General features: G+C 61.3%; 23 protein-coding genes. 11 read left to right on the forward strand and 12 right to left on the reverse strand.

Annotation, left to right across the window (positions count from 1 at the left end; translation table 11 throughout):
* Window positions 1-30 precede the first annotated feature (30 nt).
* Genes ACK59Z_RS03520 through ACK59Z_RS03540 form a run of 5 tightly spaced genes read right to left on the reverse strand, consistent with a single transcriptional unit; the run spans window position 31 to window position 3,078 of the window.
* Entirely contained in the window at window positions 31-333 is a 303-nt protein-coding gene (locus ACK59Z_RS03520; RefSeq protein WP_003255122.1) for a lipid asymmetry maintenance protein MlaB, read from the reverse strand.
* Window positions 330-977: a phospholipid-binding protein MlaC gene (locus ACK59Z_RS03525; RefSeq protein ID WP_003255123.1), complete on the reverse strand. Its 648-nt coding sequence runs from the start codon at window positions 975-977 to the stop codon at window positions 330-332. Before ACK59Z_RS03525 ends, ACK59Z_RS03520 begins: the two co-directional genes overlap by 4 nt.
* 9 nt (window positions 978-986) lie before the next feature.
* Complete coding sequence (mlaD, locus tag ACK59Z_RS03530; RefSeq protein ID WP_003255124.1) at window positions 987-1,472, reverse strand: outer membrane lipid asymmetry maintenance protein MlaD; 486 nt, start codon at window positions 1,470-1,472, stop codon at window positions 987-989.
* Complete coding sequence (gene mlaE, locus ACK59Z_RS03535; protein ID WP_003255125.1) at window positions 1,472-2,269, reverse strand: lipid asymmetry maintenance ABC transporter permease subunit MlaE; 798 nt, start codon at window positions 2,267-2,269, stop codon at window positions 1,472-1,474. Before mlaE ends, mlaD begins: the two co-directional genes overlap by 1 nt.
* Window positions 2,269-3,078: an ATP-binding cassette domain-containing protein gene (locus ACK59Z_RS03540; RefSeq protein WP_003255127.1), complete on the reverse strand. Its 810-nt coding sequence runs from the start codon at window positions 3,076-3,078 to the stop codon at window positions 2,269-2,271. Before ACK59Z_RS03540 ends, mlaE begins: the two co-directional genes overlap by 1 nt.
* Window positions 3,079-3,326: 248 nt before the next feature.
* Here ACK59Z_RS03540 and ACK59Z_RS03545 point away from each other — a divergent pair, with 248 nt between their 5' ends.
* The 10 genes from ACK59Z_RS03545 to ACK59Z_RS03590 all read left to right on the forward strand — a co-directional run bounded on the left by ACK59Z_RS03545 (window position 3,327) and on the right by ACK59Z_RS03590 (window position 10,338).
* Window positions 3,327-4,301 carry a KpsF/GutQ family sugar-phosphate isomerase gene (locus tag ACK59Z_RS03545; protein WP_108192157.1) on the forward strand — a complete coding sequence of 325 codons (975 nt, stop codon included), beginning with the start codon at window positions 3,327-3,329 and terminating at the stop codon, window positions 4,299-4,301.
* A gap of 12 nt (window positions 4,302-4,313) precedes the next feature.
* Window positions 4,314-4,838 carry an HAD family hydrolase gene (locus ACK59Z_RS03550; protein WP_003255129.1) on the forward strand — a complete coding sequence of 175 codons (525 nt, stop codon included), beginning with the start codon at window positions 4,314-4,316 and terminating at the stop codon, window positions 4,836-4,838.
* Between the two features lie 8 nt (window positions 4,839-4,846).
* Entirely contained in the window at window positions 4,847-5,419 is a 573-nt protein-coding gene (gene lptC / locus ACK59Z_RS03555) for an LPS export ABC transporter periplasmic protein LptC (protein ID WP_003255130.1), read from the forward strand.
* Window positions 5,406-5,930 (forward strand): lipopolysaccharide transport periplasmic protein LptA, encoded by a 525-nt coding sequence (gene lptA / locus ACK59Z_RS03560; protein WP_003255131.1) that lies wholly within the window; start codon window positions 5,406-5,408, stop codon window positions 5,928-5,930. Before lptC ends, lptA begins: the two co-directional genes overlap by 14 nt.
* A complete protein-coding gene (gene lptB / locus ACK59Z_RS03565; protein WP_003255132.1) occupies window positions 5,931-6,656 on the forward strand; it encodes an LPS export ABC transporter ATP-binding protein in 726 nt (241 codons plus the stop codon). It begins immediately after the preceding gene.
* A gap of 175 nt (window positions 6,657-6,831) precedes the next feature.
* Entirely contained in the window at window positions 6,832-8,325 is a 1,494-nt protein-coding gene (locus ACK59Z_RS03570; protein ID WP_003255133.1) for an RNA polymerase factor sigma-54, read from the forward strand.
* A 79-nt stretch (window positions 8,326-8,404) separates the two neighbouring features.
* On the forward strand, window positions 8,405-8,713 hold the full coding sequence (gene hpf, locus ACK59Z_RS03575; protein WP_003255135.1) for a ribosome hibernation-promoting factor, HPF/YfiA family: 309 nt from the start codon (window positions 8,405-8,407) through the stop codon (window positions 8,711-8,713).
* A gap of 12 nt (window positions 8,714-8,725) precedes the next feature.
* Entirely contained in the window at window positions 8,726-9,190 is a 465-nt protein-coding gene (ptsN, locus tag ACK59Z_RS03580) for a PTS IIA-like nitrogen regulatory protein PtsN (RefSeq protein WP_003255137.1), read from the forward strand.
* Between the two features lie 2 nt (window positions 9,191-9,192).
* Entirely contained in the window at window positions 9,193-10,047 is an 855-nt protein-coding gene (gene rapZ, locus ACK59Z_RS03585) for an RNase adapter RapZ (protein ID WP_070096578.1), read from the forward strand.
* A gap of 18 nt (window positions 10,048-10,065) precedes the next feature.
* Window positions 10,066-10,338 (forward strand): HPr family phosphocarrier protein, encoded by a 273-nt coding sequence (locus ACK59Z_RS03590; RefSeq protein WP_003255140.1) that lies wholly within the window; start codon window positions 10,066-10,068, stop codon window positions 10,336-10,338.
* Window positions 10,339-10,365: 27 nt separating this feature from the next.
* Here ACK59Z_RS03590 and ACK59Z_RS03595 read toward each other — a convergent pair whose 3' ends face one another.
* The 6 genes from ACK59Z_RS03595 to pmbA all read right to left on the reverse strand — a co-directional run bounded on the left by ACK59Z_RS03595 (window position 10,366) and on the right by pmbA (window position 15,734).
* Window positions 10,366-11,259, reverse strand: coding sequence for a ZIP family metal transporter (locus ACK59Z_RS03595; RefSeq protein WP_003255142.1), 894 nt, complete (start codon window positions 11,257-11,259; stop codon window positions 10,366-10,368).
* Window positions 11,260-11,270: 11 nt separating this feature from the next.
* Window positions 11,271-11,882, reverse strand: a complete 612-nt coding sequence (locus ACK59Z_RS03600) for a superoxide dismutase (RefSeq protein WP_003255144.1) — start codon at window positions 11,880-11,882, stop codon at window positions 11,271-11,273.
* Window position 11,883: 1 nt separating this feature from the next.
* The gene (locus tag ACK59Z_RS03605) at window positions 11,884-12,345 is read right to left on the reverse strand and encodes a hypothetical protein (RefSeq protein ID WP_409292423.1); all 462 of its coding nucleotides are present in this window, start codon (window positions 12,343-12,345) and stop codon (window positions 11,884-11,886) included.
* A 27-nt stretch (window positions 12,346-12,372) separates the two neighbouring features.
* Window positions 12,373-13,749: a lyase family protein gene (locus ACK59Z_RS03610; protein ID WP_047604996.1), complete on the reverse strand. Its 1,377-nt coding sequence runs from the start codon at window positions 13,747-13,749 to the stop codon at window positions 12,373-12,375.
* The gene (locus ACK59Z_RS03615) at window positions 13,742-14,143 is read right to left on the reverse strand and encodes a hypothetical protein (RefSeq protein WP_012051310.1); all 402 of its coding nucleotides are present in this window, start codon (window positions 14,141-14,143) and stop codon (window positions 13,742-13,744) included. Before ACK59Z_RS03615 ends, ACK59Z_RS03610 begins: the two co-directional genes overlap by 8 nt.
* A 244-nt stretch (window positions 14,144-14,387) precedes the next feature.
* Window positions 14,388-15,734 carry a metalloprotease PmbA gene (gene pmbA / locus ACK59Z_RS03620; RefSeq protein WP_003255150.1) on the reverse strand — a complete coding sequence of 449 codons (1,347 nt, stop codon included), beginning with the start codon at window positions 15,732-15,734 and terminating at the stop codon, window positions 14,388-14,390.
* 109 nt (window positions 15,735-15,843) lie between these two features.
* Here pmbA and yjgA point away from each other — a divergent pair, with 109 nt between their 5' ends.
* A complete protein-coding gene (gene yjgA / locus ACK59Z_RS03625; RefSeq protein ID WP_003255152.1) occupies window positions 15,844-16,365 on the forward strand; it encodes a ribosome biogenesis factor YjgA in 522 nt (173 codons plus the stop codon).
* Between the two features lie 57 nt (window positions 16,366-16,422).
* Here yjgA and tldD read toward each other — a convergent pair whose 3' ends face one another.
* Window positions 16,423-17,862: a metalloprotease TldD gene (tldD, locus tag ACK59Z_RS03630; RefSeq protein ID WP_003255154.1), complete on the reverse strand. Its 1,440-nt coding sequence runs from the start codon at window positions 17,860-17,862 to the stop codon at window positions 16,423-16,425.
* Between the last annotated feature and the right edge of the window lies 1 nt (window position 17,863).

Consider the following 17,863-nt stretch of genomic DNA (forward strand, 5'->3'; position numbering starts at 1 on the left):
GACCGAGGGGCCATCATCCGTGCCGGGCCACTAGCTTGCCAGCACTTCATCGAGATCATAGACCTCGGCAATTTCCCGCATGTCGTCAGGCATGCCACGCACTTCGCACGCCTTGCCAGTGGCCTGAGCATCACGCATGTACGCAAGCAATAACGACAAGCCGACACTCGACGACTTCTCGACAGCCGAGCAATCAAGCACCAGTCGCGGCTCGCGCGAGCCATCGATCAGCACCTTGCCTTGCTTGCGCAAGGCCGGGCCGCTGCGGTAATCCAGCACGCCAGCCAGACGCAGCACGCCCGGCTCTGCCATGCTTACAGCGGCCTCGCTCATTTGACGGTCTTCTCTGGCGAGTTGTCGGCAGCCTGCTTGGCCTTGGCCACTTCGCCAGCCCAGCCGTCGATGGTCTTGTCCAGGTCATTGCCGTTGCGCTGCATGGCATCGGCGAACTGGTCACGGAACAGCTTGCCGATGTTGATGCCGTTGACGATCACGTTACGCACCTTCCACTCGCCGCCAATGTTCTCCAGGGTGTACTGCACGGGGTACACGGCACCGTTGTTGCCGGTAACCTTCATGCCGACACTGGCGCGCTTGCCGTCATCGGCTTTAGCCGGGTCGACAGTGATGCCCTGGTTGTTGTACTCGAGCAAGGCATTGCCATAGAACTGCATCAGGCTGCGCTTGAAGTTTTCCTGGAAGCGCTGCATCTGCTCCGGGGTCGCCTTGCGCGAGTACTTCACGGTCATGATGCTACGCGAGATACCGTCGGCATCCACCACCGGGCCGAGAATGCGGTTGAGCGAGTCATAGAAGGCGTTGGGGTTGGACTTGTACTGTTCCTTGTTGGCCTTGAGGTCGCCGAGCAGTTCATTGGTGGTGCTTTGAACCACTTCGTGCGGTGTCTGCACAGCCAGGGCCAGCAGGGGGAAGGCCGCCAGCAGCACCAGCAAGCCACGTCGCAGGATCGAAATCATGGGTACTCCTTAATTAGCCGGTTGCGCTTCTTTCGGTTCCTTGCCAACAGAGTTGAGCAGGAACTTGCCAATCAGATCTTCCAGCACCAGTGCCGACTGAGTGTCATGGATGGTTGAACCATCCTTGAGGACATCGTCTTCACCGCCCACGCTGATGCCGATGTACTTCTCACCAAGCAAACCGGCGGTCAGGATCGAGGCAGTGGAGTCGGTCGGCAGGTTATCGACCGACTTGTCCAGCTGCAACGTCACCCGACCGGTGTAGGAATCACGGTCCAGATCGATGGCGGTGACCTTGCCGATGGTCACACCGGCCATGGTCACTTTAGCTCTGACCGTCAAACCGGCGATATTGTCGAAGTACGCATAAACTTTATAGGTATCAGTGGTCGGGCTGGCCGACAGCCCGCTGACACGCAGGGCCAGCAGCAGCAGCGCCAGGATCCCGGCCAGGAGGAACAGGCCGACACCGATTTCCAGGGTGCGGTTTTGCATCAGAAATCTCCAAACATCAAGGCGGTCAGAATAAAGTCCAGACCCAGCACTGCCAACGAGGCATAGACCACGGTCTTGGTGGTTGCACGACTGATCCCTTCTGAGGTGGGCTCACAGTCGTACCCCTGGAATACGGCGATCCAGGTCGAGACGAAAGCAAACACCAGGCTCTTGACCAGCCCGTTGAGCACGTCGTCAGTGAAAGAAACACTGTTCTGCATGTTGGCCCAGAACGAGCCCTCGTAGACACCCAGCCAGTCCACCGCCACCCACGAGCCACCCCAGATACCGACCACGCTGAAGATCAGCGCCAACAGCGGCAGCGAGATGAAACCGGCCCACAGGCGTGGCGCAACGATGTACTTGAGCGGGTCGACACCGATCATTTCCAGGCTCGACAACTGCTCGGTGGACTTCATGTTGCCGATTTCGGCGGTCAACGCGGAACCGGCACGCCCGGCAAACAGCAACGCCGTTACCACCGGGCCAAGTTCACGCAGCAGGGTCAGGGCGACCATCTGCCCTACCGCCTGCTCCGAGCCGTACTTGGTCAGGATGCTGTAGCCCTGCAGCGCCAGCACCATGCCGATGAACACACCGGACACGACGACGATCGCCAGCGACAGCACACCCACCGAGTACAACTGCTTGGTCAGCAGCTGGAAGCCGCCGCCAATACCACCGCGACCAACCAGCGCATGGAACAGGAACAGGCACGAACGCCCGAGCACGGCCAGCACGTCGATTGCCGAGCGGCCCAGCAGGCGGACACGTTCGAGTAAGGATTTTCTGCGCATCAACGCGCCCCCAGCAGGTCGGCGCGGTAGTCAGGCGCGGGAAAGTGGAAGGGAACCGGGCCATCCGGGTCGCCTTTCATGAATTGGCGGATCCGTGGATTGTCCGAACCCATCAGCTCATCAGGCGTCCCCTGGCCCAGCACTTGGCCGTCACCTACCACGTAAATGTAGTCGGCGATGCTGGCGGTTTCTGCCAGGTCATGGGAAACCACGATGCTGGTGATGCCCAGGGCATCGTTGAGCAGGCGAATCAGGCGGACCAGTACCCCCATGGCGATCGGGTCCTGGCCGACGAACGGTTCGTCGTACATGAGGATCTGCGGGTCCAGGGCAATCGCCCGGGCCAGTGCCACACGGCGCTTCATGCCACCGGACAGCTCGTCGGGCATCAGGTCGATGGCACCGCGCAGGCCCACGGCCTGCAGCTTCATCAACACGATGTCACGGATCATTTCGTCCGACAGCTGAGTATGCACGCGCAGCGGGAACGCGACGTTCTCGAACACATCGAGGTCGGTGAACAACGCGCCGCTCTGGAACAGCACGCCCATCTGCTTGCGGGCGTCGAACAGGTCGCTGCGCGACAGCGTCGGCAGGTTCTGCCCGGCAACCCATACCTCACCGCTCGCGGGACGCAACTGTGCGCCCATCAGGCGGAGCAACGTCGTCTTGCCGCAACCCGATGGCCCCATGATGCCGGTGACCTTGCCGCGCGGGATGCTGATGTCCACGTTGCTGAAAATGCTGCGCGAACCACGTTTGAAGGTTACACCCTTCAACTCGACCGCGTAGGCGCTATCCACACTCATCTAGACTCCTTGCTAATGCAGCCTCGTCCTAATGGACGCCGGCCTCCATCTGGAAGGCACACGCACCCCTGACAGGCCGAATAGCGGCGAACTATAGCACCGCTGACAGCCCCGCCCCAAGGCCGGGCAAGCAGTCGTTCAGCCCAGGGACAGGCTTTGGTGGTATTCACTGCAACAATCGAGGAGGTGAGGGTTTTCATCATTGCGCGTATAATCGTCGCCCTTTCATCAGGCATTGCTTTTTCGACATGAGCCAATCCAGCGAGCTGATCCAATCCGCCCAACGCACTCTGCGCCTGGAACTCGAGGCCGTAGAGGCCCTTTTGGCGCGCATCGACGACAATTTCGTCAAAGCCTGCGAACTGATTCTGACCAGCAAGGGCCGGGTCGTCGTGGTCGGCATGGGCAAGTCCGGGCACATCGGCAACAAGATCGCCGCGACCCTGGCCAGCACCGGCACACCGGCGTTTTTCGTGCATCCGGCCGAAGCCAGCCATGGCGACATGGGCATGATCACCCGGGATGATGTCATCCTTGCGCTGTCGAACTCCGGCAGCACCGCCGAAATCGTCACCCTGCTGCCGTTCATCAAACGCCTTGGCATCAAGCTGATCAGCCTGACCGGCAACCCGGACTCGCCGCTGGCCCAGGCCGCCGAGGTCAACCTTGACGCACGTGTCGCACAAGAGGCCTGCCCGCTGAACCTGGCCCCCACCTCCTCCACCACGGCAGCGCTGGTACTGGGCGACGCCTTGGCCATCGCCTTGCTCGAAGCCCGGGGCTTCACCGCCGAGGACTTCGCCTTCTCGCACCCGGGAGGCGCGCTGGGCCGCCGCCTGCTGCTGAAGGTCGAGAACGTGATGCACGCCGGCGACGATCTACCTCAAGTATCACGCGGCACCCTGCTCAAGGACGCGCTGCTGGAAATGTCCCACAAAGGTTTGGGCATGACCGTGATCGTCGAAGCCGATGGCAAACTGGCCGGGATCTTCACCGACGGTGACCTGCGCCGCAGCCTGGACCGCAATATCGATGTGCGCACCACCCTGATCGACCAGGTCATGACCGTTCATGGCAAGACTGCGCGTGCCGACATGCTCGCCGCCGAAGCCCTGAAGATAATGGAAGACCACAAGATCAACGCCCTGGTGGTGGTGGACCGTGAAGACCGCCCGACCGGCGCCCTGAACATGCATGACCTGCTGCGCGCCGGCGTAATGTAAAGGAGCGATGGAATGAACCAGGACCTCATGCAACGCGGCAAAGGCATCAAGCTGGCAGTCTTCGACGTGGACGGCGTGCTCACCGACGGGCGCCTGTACTTCCTCGAGGATGGCAGCGAATTCAAGACGTTCAATACCCTCGACGGCCAGGGCATCAAGATGCTCATGGCCTCGGGCGTGACCACCGCGATCATCAGCGGGCGCAAGACCCCAGTGGTCGAACGCCGGGCCAGTAACCTCGGCATCCCGCACCTCTACCAAGGCCGGGAGGACAAATTGGTGGTGCTTGACGGCCTGCTCGCCGAACTGGGCCTAAGCTATGATCAAGTGGCTTACTTGGGCGACGACCTGCCCGACCTGCCGGTGATTCGCCGAGTGGCTCTGGGCATGGCCGTAGCCAACGCCGCACCGTTCGTACGCCAGCACGCCCACGGCGTGACCCAGGCACGTGGCGGCGAAGGCGCGGCCCGTGAATTCTGCGAATTGATCATGCAGGCCCAGGGCACCCTGGACGCTGCCAACGCCAACTACCTGTAAGGCTGCCCATGCTCAGCAAGAAAGCCCGAAACATTGTGCTGCTGGGGGCGATAGCCGCCCTGTTGGTAGCCATTGGCTACTGGAATGTCAGCCCGGAAAGCTTCCTCGACAAGCCCGTGGCCCAAGTCGACGAAAGCGCCATCGATTACTACGCGATCAACGCCCACAGCGTGCAGTTCCTGCCCGACGGCAAGCTGCAATACGAAATGACCGCCGACAGAATCGAACACCTCAAGACCAGCGAAGTCACCCAGGTGACCACACCGGACCTGCACCTGTACCGCGGCACCGAGTACCCGTGGCATGTGCAGAGCACGCGCGCCGAGGTCAATCCTGACGGTACCGAGGTCGAACTGATCGACAAGGTACGGATTGCCCGCACCGATGAAAGGCAGCGTGAAACCATCATTACCAGCTCACGCATGACCGTGTTCCCGCAGAAGCAATATGCGCAGACCGAGCAAGCCGTTAGAATCGACGGCGCCGGAGGCACCACTACGGGCAAAGGCATGAAAGCGTATTTGAAAGAAGGCAAGATGGACTTGCTCTCTAACGTAAGAGGACAGTATGAGGCTCGTTAAAACCCTCCCCCTTTTGCTCAGCCTGAGCGCAGCACTGGGAAGCGCGAGCGCCCTCGCCCTGCCGAACGACCGTGACCAGCCTATCCGCATCCAGGCCGACAACGCTCACCTGGATGACAAACAAGGCGTGGCCACTTACACCGGCGACGTGATCATCACTCAGGGTTCGATGATGATCAAAGGCAACACCGTGACCATTACCCGCTCCGCCTCTGGCGATATCGACGTAGTGACCTCGGTGGGCAACCTGGCCTACTTCGAGCAGCAGCAGAGCGCAGCCAAGCCGGACAAGATGAAAGGCTGGGGCGTAACCATCCAGTACCAGTCGCAGAAGGACTTGGTCATTCTCACCGACCGCGCCAAGGTCGAGAGCGAAGGCAATACCACCGAAGGCGAAAAGATCGTCTACAACACTCAGACCCAGGTGGCGACCGCCGGCCGTGGTGGCAATGTGACAACACCCCGTCAGCGCATCGACATGGTGATCCAGCCCAAGAAGAAGGCCGAGTAAATGGCAACCCTCAAAGCCCAGCACCTGGCAAAGAGCTACAAGGGGCGGCAGGTAGTACGTGATGTCAGCCTGTCTATCGACAGCGGCCAGATCGTCGGCCTGCTCGGCCCCAACGGCGCCGGCAAGACCACCTGCTTCTACATGATTGTCGGGCTGGTCCAGGCCGAACAGGGCCGCGTACTGATCGACAACCTCGATGTCAGCCACCAGCCCATGCACGGCCGCGCTCGCGCCGGTATCGGCTACCTGCCGCAGGAAGCCTCGATTTTCCGCAAGCTGTCGGTCGCCGACAACATCATGGCCATCCTCGAGACCCGCAAGGACCTCGACCGGGACGGCCGCCGCAAAGAGCTGGAAAGCCTGCTGCAGGAGTTCCACATCAGCCACATCCGGGACAACCTCGGCATGAGCCTGTCCGGTGGTGAACGCCGCCGCGTCGAAATTGCGCGCGCCCTGGCGACCGCACCCAAGTTCATCCTGCTGGACGAACCGTTCGCCGGTGTCGACCCGATTTCGGTCGGCGACATCAAGCAGATCATCCATCACCTCAAGGCCAAAGGTATCGGCGTACTGATTACCGACCACAACGTGCGTGAAACCCTGGATATCTGCGAAACCGCTTATATCGTCAACGATGGCCGATTGATCGCCGAAGGCGACGCTGAAACCATCCTGGCAAACGACTTGGTCAAAGAAGTTTACCTGGGCCACGAGTTCCGCCTCTGACCCGGCACGCGCCTGAAGTACTGGCAAACAGCCCTGAGACTGCGGGTAAAGTTGTTACGGTACTCTAGGCAAACGCTACAATTTAAGGCATAAAACTTGCTTGATCTGGCGCTTCGGCGCCCTCGTGTAGTGGATGGCGCATGCGCGCCGGCGAACAAGGTATTAAGCCCCTGCCATGAAACCATCGCTCGTCCTAAAAATGGGCCAGCAACTGACGATGACACCTCAGTTGCAACAGGCCATCCGCCTGCTCCAGCTCTCTACCCTGGACCTTCAACAGGAAATCCAGGAAGCGCTGGAGTCGAACCCGATGCTCGAACGTCAGGAAGACGGCGAGGACTTCGACAACAGCGACCCGATGGCCGACAACGCCGAGAACAAGCCGGCCGCCGAAGTTCAGGACAACAGCTTCCAGGAAAGCACCGTCAGCGCCGACAACCTGGAAGACGGTGAGTGGAGCGAGCGCATCCCCAACGAGCTCCCGGTCGATACGGCCTGGGAAGACATCTACCAGACCAGCGCCAGCAGCCTGCCGAGCAACGATGATGACGAATGGGACTTCACCACGCGCACATCGGCCGGCGAAAGCCTGCAAAGCCACCTGCTGTGGCAGTTGAACCTGGCGCCGATGTCCGACACCGACCGCTTGATTGCCGTGACCCTGATCGACAGCATCAACGGCCAGGGCTACCTGGAAGACACACTCGAAGAAATCTGCGCCGGTTTCGACCCGGAGCTGGATATCGAGCTGGACGAGGTCGAAGCAGTACTGCACCGCATCCAGCAGTTCGAGCCGGCTGGCGTCGGCGCCCGCAATCTGGGCGAATGCCTGTTGCTGCAACTGCGCCAACTGCCCGCTACAACCCCGTGGATGACCGAAGCCAAGCGCCTGGTCACCGATTTCATCGACCTGCTCGGCAGCCGTGACTACAGCCAGCTGATGCGGCGGATGAAAATCAAGGAAGACGAGCTGCGCCAGGTCATCGAACTGGTTCAAAGCCTTAACCCGCGCCCTGGTTCGCAGATCGAGTCCAGCGAGCCCGAGTACGTGGTGCCCGACGTCATCGTGCGCAAGGACAGCGACCGTTGGCTGGTAGAACTGAACCAGGAAGCCATCCCACGCCTGCGCGTCAACCCACAATACGCCGGCTTCGTGCGCCGTGCCGACACCAGCGCCGACAACACCTTCATGCGCAACCAGCTGCAGGAAGCGCGCTGGTTCATCAAGAGCCTGCAAAGCCGTAACGAAACCCTGATGAAAGTTGCCACGCAGATCGTCGAGCACCAGCGCGGCTTCCTCGACCACGGCGACGAAGCGATGAAGCCGTTGGTACTGCATGACATTGCCGAAGCCGTAGGCATGCACGAATCGACCATCTCGCGGGTTACCACGCAGAAATACATGCACACCCCGCGTGGCATCTACGAACTGAAATACTTTTTCTCCAGCCATGTCAGCACCTCCGAAGGCGGAGAATGCTCGTCCACGGCGATCCGCGCGATCATCAAGAAACTGGTTGCGGCGGAAAATCAGAAAAAGCCATTGAGTGACAGCAAGATCGCTGGTTTACTGGAGGCACAAGGCATCCAGGTAGCCCGTCGCACCGTCGCCAAGTACCGCGAGTCCCTCGGCATCGCACCGTCGAGCGAACGCAAGCGACTGATGTAGCCCCTGAGATGTGCCACAGCGTTTTCGTGGCAGGTGCAAGACCTGCCTCTTTATGCACGGGCAACAAAGGAGAAGCTGTATGCAAGTCAATATCAGTGGACAGCATGTAGAAGTCACCCAGCCACTGCGCGATTACGTGCTTGAAAAGCTCGCCCGCGTGGAGAGTCACTTCGACAAGATCACCAACGTGCAGGTAATCATGAAAGTCGAGAAGCTTCAGCAGAAGGTCGAGGCGACCCTGCAGATTCCCGGCGGCGAAGTGGTAGCCAACGCCGAACACGAAGACATGTATGCAGCGATCGACGCCTTGGCCGACAAGCTCGACCGCCAACTGAAAAAACACAAGGAAAAACAGCAAAGCCTGCTGCAAGGTGCAGCTGCCCGCTGATCCCCCTCATCCATGATCCGACTTGAAACCATCCTGACCCCCGGCCGTTCCCTCGTGAACGTGCCGGGCGGCAGCAAGAAGCGCGCCCTGGAAAAGGTCGCCACTGTCATCGCCGACCAAGTGCCAGAACTGGAGATGCAGGACGTCTTCGAAAAACTGGTAGCCCGTGAAAAGCTCGGTTCTACCGGTTTTGGCAATGGCATCGCCATCCCGCACTGCCGGCTTGAAGGATGCTCTGCGCCAGTCAGCGCCCTGCTGCACCTGGAAGCGCCTATCGATTACGACGCCATCGATGGCGCGCCGGTGGACCTGCTGTTTGTGCTGCTGGTGCCCGAAGCGGCCACCGATGCCCACCTTGAACTTCTGCGTCAGATCGCCAGCATGCTCGATCGCAAGGAGGTCCGTGATCGACTGCGTGCGGCCACCAGCAACGAGGCCCTGTTCCAGGTTGTCCTGGACGTACAGAACGAGCACTGAACATGCGCCTGATCATCGTCAGCGGCCGGTCCGGCTCCGGCAAGAGCACCGCCCTCGATGTCCTGGAAGACAGCGGTTTCTATTGCATCGACAATCTGCCAGCCGGGCTATTGCCGCAGTTGGCGGAAGATGCACTGATCAACACCGAATTGCTGCAGCCCAAGGTGGCGGTTTCGATCGACGCGCGCAACCTGCCCAGCCACCTGATGCGTTTTCCCGAGCTGCTTGAAGAAGCCCGCGCACGGCACATCCAGTGCGACGTGTTGTACCTGGATGCCGATGAAGAGGTCCTGCTCAAGCGTTTCTCGGAAACCCGCAGGCGGCACCCCCTGACCAACGCCAACCGCTCGCTCGCGGAAGCGATCCGCGTGGAAAGCGATTTGTTGGGCCCCATTGCCGACCTGGCCGACCTGAAGATCGACACCACCAACCTGAACCTGTACCAGTTGCGTGACTCGATCAAGCTGCGCCTGCTCAACCAACCCGAGCCTGGCACAGCGTTTCTGGTCGAGTCGTTCGGGTTCAAACGGGGCATGCCGGTCGACGCCGACCTGGTTTTTGACGTGCGCTGCCTGCCCAACCCCTACTGGAAACCAGAACTGCGTGAGCACTCAGGTCTCGATCAACCCGTGATCGACTACCTGGCCGCACAACCGGATGTCGAAGAGATGTACAACGACATCTCCAGCTACCTGCTCAAATGGTTGCCCCGCTTCGCTGCCAGCAACCGCGCCTACGTAACCATTGCCATCGGCTGCACTGGCGGCCATCACCGTTCGGTGTACATCACCGAGCGCCTTGGTCAACAGCTGCAGCAAACCCTGAAAAACGTCCAGGTCCGTCATCGCGACCTCTAGCCCAAGGATCCACCCCAGATGCCCGCCCGCGAAATCACCATCATCAACAAGCTGGGTCTGCATGCCCGGGCGGCAGCCAAGTTCGTCGGTGTGGCCGGCCGCTTCCCCTGCCAGGTACGGGTGGGTCGCGCCCCGGACAAGCTGGTGGATGGCAAGAGCATCATGGCGGTGATGATGCTGGCCGCAGGCAAAGGCACCCAGGTGCACCTGCATACCGAGGGTGAGCAGGACAACGACGCCATGGATGCACTGGTCGAACTGATCAACAATTTCTTTGACGAAGGCGAATAGGCCTCGCAAACCTGCGCTTGCACAAGATCAGGACATCGCGGTATCCATCACCATCATCAGACAGAAGCCTGTACACAGCCCAAGACTGGCCAGACGATGATGGCCGTTGCTTCGCGATTCGGGGATGATTTCCTGGGTGACCACCAGCAACATAGCCCCCGCTGCACAGGCCAGCCCCAGCGGCAGCAGCAGTTCGGCAACATTCACCAGCCAGGCACAGATCAACGCCGCCACCGGCTCGACCAAGCCTGAGGCTGCGCCGATCAGGAAGGCCTTGAAGCGCGGCATGCCCGCCCCTGCCAGCACCAGCGCGATCACCAGCCCCTCAGGCACATCCTGCAAGGCAATGCCCATGGCCAGGCTGTCGGCGTCGGCCATACCTCCCCCGGCCGACACACCAATGGCCATACCTTCGGGGATGTTGTGGGCAATGATGGCAATCACGAACAGCCAGATGCGCGCTGCAATCACCGGCTGGTTTGCTGTGCCCACCAACGCTTCAGGCGAAGCCCAGGATACCTTGAGGTCGACCAGGAACAGGCACAGCGCCCCGAACATCAGGCCAAAACTGACCAGGCCACCTGCCCCCCAAGGGCTGAAGCCAATAGACTGAGCCGCCGCCAGGCCCGGCATGATCAGGGAAAACGCGGTGGCCGCCAGCATCACGCCAGCACCGAAGCCCAACAGCGTATCCGCCAGCGCCACGGGCATATTGCGAATGACCAGTACCGGTACTGCGCCCAATGCCGTACCCAGCGCGCATAAAGCACCGCCCTCCAGGGCGCGCAGCATGCGCGGATCGAGGTCTAGCCAGGCGAGGCCCCGTGCCACCAGTAACGCGGCGCCCGCCAGCAAAAGCAAAGTCCCAAGCGCCAGGCGGAACAGGCGCACACTGCTGACAGACATCACCTCAGAGCGCATACCGGTCCGACTCACTTCAGGGCTTCAAGGTAACGACGTTCAACTTCCACCCAGTCAATGACGTTGTAGAAGGCACCGATGTATTCCGGACGACGGTTCTGGTACTTGAGGTAGTAAGCGTGCTCCCACACGTCCAGGCCCAGGATCGGGGCATTGCCGTGCATCAGCGGGCTGTCCTGGTTGCCGCTACTCTCCACCACCAACGTTTTTTGCGGCGTGACGCTGAGCCAGGCCCAACCGCTGCCGAAGCGGGTCAACGCGGCTTTGGTGAAAGCCTCCTTGAAAGCCTCGAAGCCGCCAAGTTGTGCTGTGACGGCTTGCGCCAGCTGGCCCACAGGCTCGCCACCGCCCTGAGGTGACATGACAGTCCAAAACAGGCTGTGGTTGGCGTGACCGCCACCGTGGTTGGTCACAGCGCCACGCAGGTTCTCCGGCAGTTGCTTGACGGCAGCGACCAGTTTTTCCACCGGCCATTCGGCCCACTCGGTACCTTCGAGGGCGGCATTGAGGCCGTTCACGTAGGTCTGGTGATGCTTGGTGTGGTGGATTTCCATTGTCTGGGCATCAATGTGTGGTTCCAGCGCATCGTAGGCGTATGGCAATGCAGGCAAGGTATGGGGCATGTCAGTGAATTCCGTAGGCATGGGTTCTGGGTGCCACATCCGGCTGGGCAGCGAGCTCGCTGGCACCAGCGCTGTGGCGGTTGAGCAAGCGCTCGGTACGCGGGTACTGGCCATACTCGGCAATGAAACTCAGCAGCTCGGTGTAAGTGCGCGCACTGTGGCGCAAGGCGGCATCACGCAGTGCCTGAGGCAGGCGCGCTTCCTGGCAGGCCTGCAGCAGTCGCTGATGAGCAGCGCACAGATAGTCGGCACTTTCATGCGGCTGGTTAAGGCGCAGGTGCAGGTCAGCCAGGTTGTGGTGGGCGATGACGAATGCAGCCACCGCTTCATCCACGTCATGCCAGCGCTCGAACAGCACCTGGGCCAACGCCAAGGCTTGCAGGTAGTGTTCCCGGGCGTCCACCAGTTCGCCTTGTTCGAATAGGCAGTTGGCGGTTTCCGTGGTGCGTTTCCAGTGCTGCATGGTTGTCTCCTGGGCGGTGACGCAGTGTCAGATACCGCCGGCGGTGAGTTTTTCCGGGTCCAGCAGCGCTTCAAGCTGGTCGCGGGACAGGTCGGTGTGCTCCAGCGCCACATCGATGATTGGACGACCCTGCTTGTAGGCGGTCTTGGCGATTTCGGCGGCCTTGAGGTAGCCGATGATCGGATTCAACGCCGTGACCAGAATCGGGTTGCGCGCGAGCGCTTCCTTGAGTTTGTCTTCGTTGACCTTGAAGCTGGCGATGGCTTTGTCGGCCAGCAAGCGGCTGACATTGGCCATCAGCTCGATGCTTTCCAGCAGGTTGCGGGCGATCACCGGCAGCATCACGTTCAGCTCGAAGTTACCGGCTTGGCCTGCGACGGCGATGGTCGCGTCGTTGCCAATCACTTGGGCGGCGACCATGGCAGTGGCCTCCGGGATCACCGGGTTGACCTTGCCTGGCATGATCGAAGAGCCCGGCTGCAGAGCTTGCAGCTCGATTTCGCCCAGACCGGCCAGCGGGCCGGAGTTCATCCAGCGCAGATCGTTGGCGATTTTCATCAACGCCACCGCGGTGGTCTTGAGCTGGCCAGACAAAGCGACGGCAGTGTCCTGCGAGCCGATCAGGGCGAACAGGTTCTGGCCGGGCGTGAACTCGATCTTGGTCAGGCCACTGAGCTGGCGAGCGAAACCGACAGCGAACTGCGGATGGGCATTGATGCCGGTACCCACGGCGGTTCCGCCCTGGGCCAGCGCCTGCAAGCGCGGCAGCACACCTTCGATGTGCGCCTTGGCAGCATTGATCTGCGCTGCCCAGCCATCCAGCACCTGACTCATGCGCACGGGCATCGCGTCCATCAGGTGAGTACGACCGGTCTTCACGAATTGATGTACTTGTGCCGACTTGACCTCGATCACCTGTACCAGGTGCGCCAGGGCTGGCAGCAACTGCTCGTGCAGGGCCAGCGCGGCGCTGACGTGGATGGTGGTCGGAATGATGTCATTGCTGCTCTGGCCACAGTTGACGTGGTCATTGGCGTTGACCGCCTCACCCAGTACATGGGTAGCCAAGGTGGCGATCACCTCATTGGCGTTCATGTTCGAACTGGTGCCAGAGCCTGTCTGGAACACATCCACCGGGAAGTGCTGGATGAAGTCCTCGGCCAGCAATTGCTCGACAGCCTTGACGATAGCCTGGCCCTGCCCGGCAGACAGTTGCTCCAGTTCGACGTTGGCCTTGGCCGCAGCGGCCTTGGCCAGCAACAAGGCACGAATGAACTGGGCCGGCATACGCTGGCCGCTGATCGGGAAGTTGTCGACCGCGCGCTGGGTCTGGGCGCCGTAGAGGGCCTGGGCCGGCACCTGCAGTTCACCCATGCTGTCACGCTCGATACGGGTATCACTCATCATCAAATCCTTGCATCAGTTCATCGGGAGAAATCGAAGGCAGCAGACGGCAATTGGCCAGCTGCAGGGCGTAGGGTTGCCAGCGTTGGTTCTGTTCCTGGCGGTCGAGGTTGCGCAGGTCCAGCAGAGGACGCCAGGCCTGGTCCAGGCACAGACAACGCCAATGCCAGGGGAGCATGCGATCGCAGGCGGTATCCAGCAGCAGGCGAAACGCTGTCAGCGCCACCGTCCATGGCGAGGTTTCGGTGCAGCACACCAGATAGCGGCCTTCGGCCAGGTAATGCTCGATCAGGCGCGGCTCGTCGGGGTCGAGCGCACAGCGAATGCGCCGGCTGAGCCAGCGCCAGTTTTCCAGGTAGGGCAGTTCGCGGAGGACGGATTTCATGAACATCATCGCCGGGTTACTGGATAATGATATTCATTATTAAGTGATAAATAGAATCACTTCAAGAAAAAGGTGATGAAATAAAAACCCGGCGCGGGGGCCGGGTCTTCGGATTTGCAGAGAAAGGTGTAGTGCTGTGTAGGCCTCTTCGCGGGTAAACCCGCTCCTACAACGGCCGGTGTCCAACCCCGATGTGCGTCTACCACCGTGTAGGAGCGGATTGATCCGCGAAAGGGCCGGCGCAGGCTAAAGATCAGCTACCAGCAACGGTCATCCGCTCGATCAGCACCGAGCCCGTATGAATGTTGCTACGGGTTTCAAGATCGCTACCGATCGCGACAATCTGCTGGAACATGTCCTTCATGTTTCCGGCGATGGTGACTTCCTGCACGGCATGCTGAATCTCGCCATTCTCGACCCAGAACCCCGCCGCACCACGGGAATAGTCACCCGTCACCATGTTCAAGCCATGCCCCATCAGTTCGGTCACCAGCAGCCCGCGCCCCATGCGGCGAATCAGCGCGGCCTGATCTTCGACACCGTGGCTGACGAACAGGTTGTGCACACCACCAGAATTGGCCGTACTCGGCAAACCCAGCTTGCGCCCCGAATAGGTACCCAGCAAGTACGACACCAGCTCGCCTTTGTCGACAAACGGTTTGGCATAGGTGGCCAGGCCATCACCGTCGAAGGCGGCGCTGCCCAACGCGCGCGGAATATGCGGGCGTTCGTCGAGGGTCAGCCAGGAAGGGAACAGGCGCTGGCCAATGGTACCCTCCAGGAACGACGACTTGCGGTACAGGTTGCCGCCGGAAATGGCCGACAGGAAACTGCCGAACAGGCCACCGGCCAATTCGGCCGAGAACAGCACCGGTACCTCGCAAGTCGGCACCGGTCGGGCGCCAAGGCGGCTAGCGGCACGCTGGGCAGCGCGCACGCCGATGCTGCTCGGGTCGGCCAGCAGGTTGCCCTGGCGGTTCACGTCGTACCAGTAGTCACGCTGCATCTGCCCGTCGCCTTCGGCAATCATCACGCAGCTCAGGCTGTGCCGGGTCGAGGCGTAACCACCGATGAATCCATGGCTGTTGCCATACACGCGGCAGCCTTGGTGGGTATTGAGGGTGGTGCCATCGGCGTTGAGGATGCGCGGGTCGGCGTCGAACGCCGCTGCCTCGCAGGCCAGGGCCATTTCGATGGCCTTCTCGGGCTCGATACCCCAGTCGTGGTACAGGTCCAGATCCGGGATTTCACGCGCCATCAGCGCTGCGTCGGCCAAGCCCGAGCATTCATCCTCGGAGGTATGCCTGGCAATTGCCAACGCTGCAGTGACGGTCTCGCGAATCGCCTCCGGACCACTGGCCGAGGTGCTGGCCGAACCTTTGCGCTGGCCAACATAAAGGGTGATACCAAAGCCTTGGTCGCGGTTGAACTCGACCGTTTCGACCTCACGCTGGCGCACGGTGGTGGACAGCCCTTGCTCCAGCGACACCGCCACTTCGCAGGCACTGGCCCCCTGCCGACGCGCCTCGGCGATGATCGCCTCGACCTGTTCCTGCAATGCTGGCAGGTCTTTCGGACCTACGCTCTGGACTGCACTCATGGTTCTCTCCACTCAAATTCTGCGTACGGCTTGGGGTCATTCTACGACCGGGCCGGACAAGCGGCCCCCGACTGGTTATCATGGCGGCGATTTCTAGCGGACTGCCACCATGGTTGATTCAAACGACGACGCCTTCGACGGCGAAAAAAGCAAAACCCAGATCAAGCGCGAACTGCATGCGCTGGTCGAACTCGGCGAGCGGCTTACCACCCTCAAGGCCGATACCTTGGCGCGCCTGCCTTTGACCGACGAGCTGCGCAAGGCACTGGCCGAGGCCAGCAAGCACACCGCTCATGGCGCCCGTAAACGCCACATGTCGTTCGTCGGCAAGCTCATGCGCGTGCAAGACCTCGATGCCATCCACGCCTTGCTCGAACAGATGGACAGCTCGACTCGCCAGTACAACGAACGTTTCCACAGCCTGGAGCGCTGGCGTGACCGGTTGATCGACGGTAACGACGAAGACCTCGAGCGCTTCGTCAATGAGTACCCCGACACCGACCGCCAGCAGCTGCGCTCGCTGGTGCGCCATGCCCAGCACGAGAAGGCGCGGAACAAGCCGCCTGCCGCCGCGCGCAAGGTGTTCAAGTACATCCGCGACCTCGACGAGTTGCAGCGCGGGTTGCGCTGACGGACTGGGGCCTTGTGGGAGCGGGCGTGCCCGCTCCTACAATGGCTCCCGAAGCCATCAAGCCCCGGTACCGCCCACGGTAATCGCATCCAGTTTCAAGGTAGGCTGCCCGACCCCAACCGGCACCGACTGCCCGTCCTTGCCGCACGTCCCTACTCCGCTGTCCAGTGCCAGGTCGTTACCGACCATCGAAACCCGGCTCATCGCCTCGGGACCATTGCCGATCAGGGTTGCGCCCTTCACTGGCGCGGTAATCTTGCCGTCTTCGATCAGGTAGGCCTCACTGGTGGAGAACACGAACTTGCCGCTGGTGATATCCACCTGCCCACCACCGAGGTTGGCGCAGTAGATACCCTTCTTCACCGACGCAATAATCTCCTGTGGGTCGCTTTCGCCGGCTCGCATGTAGGTGTTGGTCATGCGTGGCATCGGCAGGTGCGCGTAGGATTCACGGCGGCCGTTGCCGGTCACAGCCATGCCCATCAGGCGCGCGTTCAGCTTGTCCTGCATGTACCCCTTGAGCACGCCATTCTCGATCAGCGTGGTGCATTCGGTCGGGGTGCCTTCGTCATCCACGCTCAGAGAACCACGGCGGCCTTCAAGGGTGCCATCGTCGACGATGGTGCACAGGCTCGACGCCACTTTCTCGCCAATGCGGCCACTGAACGCCGAACTGCCCTTGCGGTTGAAGTCGCCTTCCAGGCCATGGCCGACGGCCTCGTGCAACAGCACGCCGGACCAGCCCGAGCCCAGCACTACCGGCAAGGTACCGGCCGGTGCCGGGATCGCTTCCAGATTCACCAGGGCCTGGCGCAGGGCCTCGCGGGCATAGCCCATCACCCGCTCTTCGGTGAAGTAGCGGTAATCGGTACGCCCGCCACCGCCCTGCCCACCGCGTTCACGACGGCCGTTCTGCTCGACGATGACGCTGACATTGAAGCGCACCAGCGGGCGTACGTCGGCAGCCAGGCTGCCATCGGCCGCGGCAATCAGAATGCGTTCCCAGACCCCGGCCATGCTCACGCTGACTTGCTGAATACGCGGGTCCAGGGCACGGGTGGCGGCATCGACACGCTTAAGCAGCTCGACCTTTTCGGCACGGCTGAGCACGTCCAGCGGGTTGTCCGCGGTATACAGGGCGGCCACTTCCTGGCTGCGGAAGGCTTGCACCGTGCCGTTTTGCCCGGCACGGGAAATCGAACGGGCGGCACGGGCTGCCGAGGTCAGCGCTTCAAGGTTGATCGCGTTGCTGTAGGCGAAGCCGGTTTTTTCGCCGGACTGGGCACGCACGCCCACGCCCTGGTCGAGGTTGAAGCTGCCCTCTTTGACGATACCGTCTTCCAGCGCCCAGGTTTCCGAGATCTGGCCCTGGAAATACAGGTCGGCGGCGTCGATGCCGGGGCCAGCCAACTCACCCAGCACGCTCTGCAGGCTGTCCAGGGTCAAGCCGCCTGGGGCCAGGAGCTGCTCACTGACGGTGGATAACATCTGGCTCATA

Origin of the sequence: Pseudomonas sp. KCJK9058 (assembly GCF_046230975.1) — a bacterium.
GTDB lineage: Bacteria > Pseudomonadota > Gammaproteobacteria > Pseudomonadales > Pseudomonadaceae > Aquipseudomonas > Aquipseudomonas alloputida.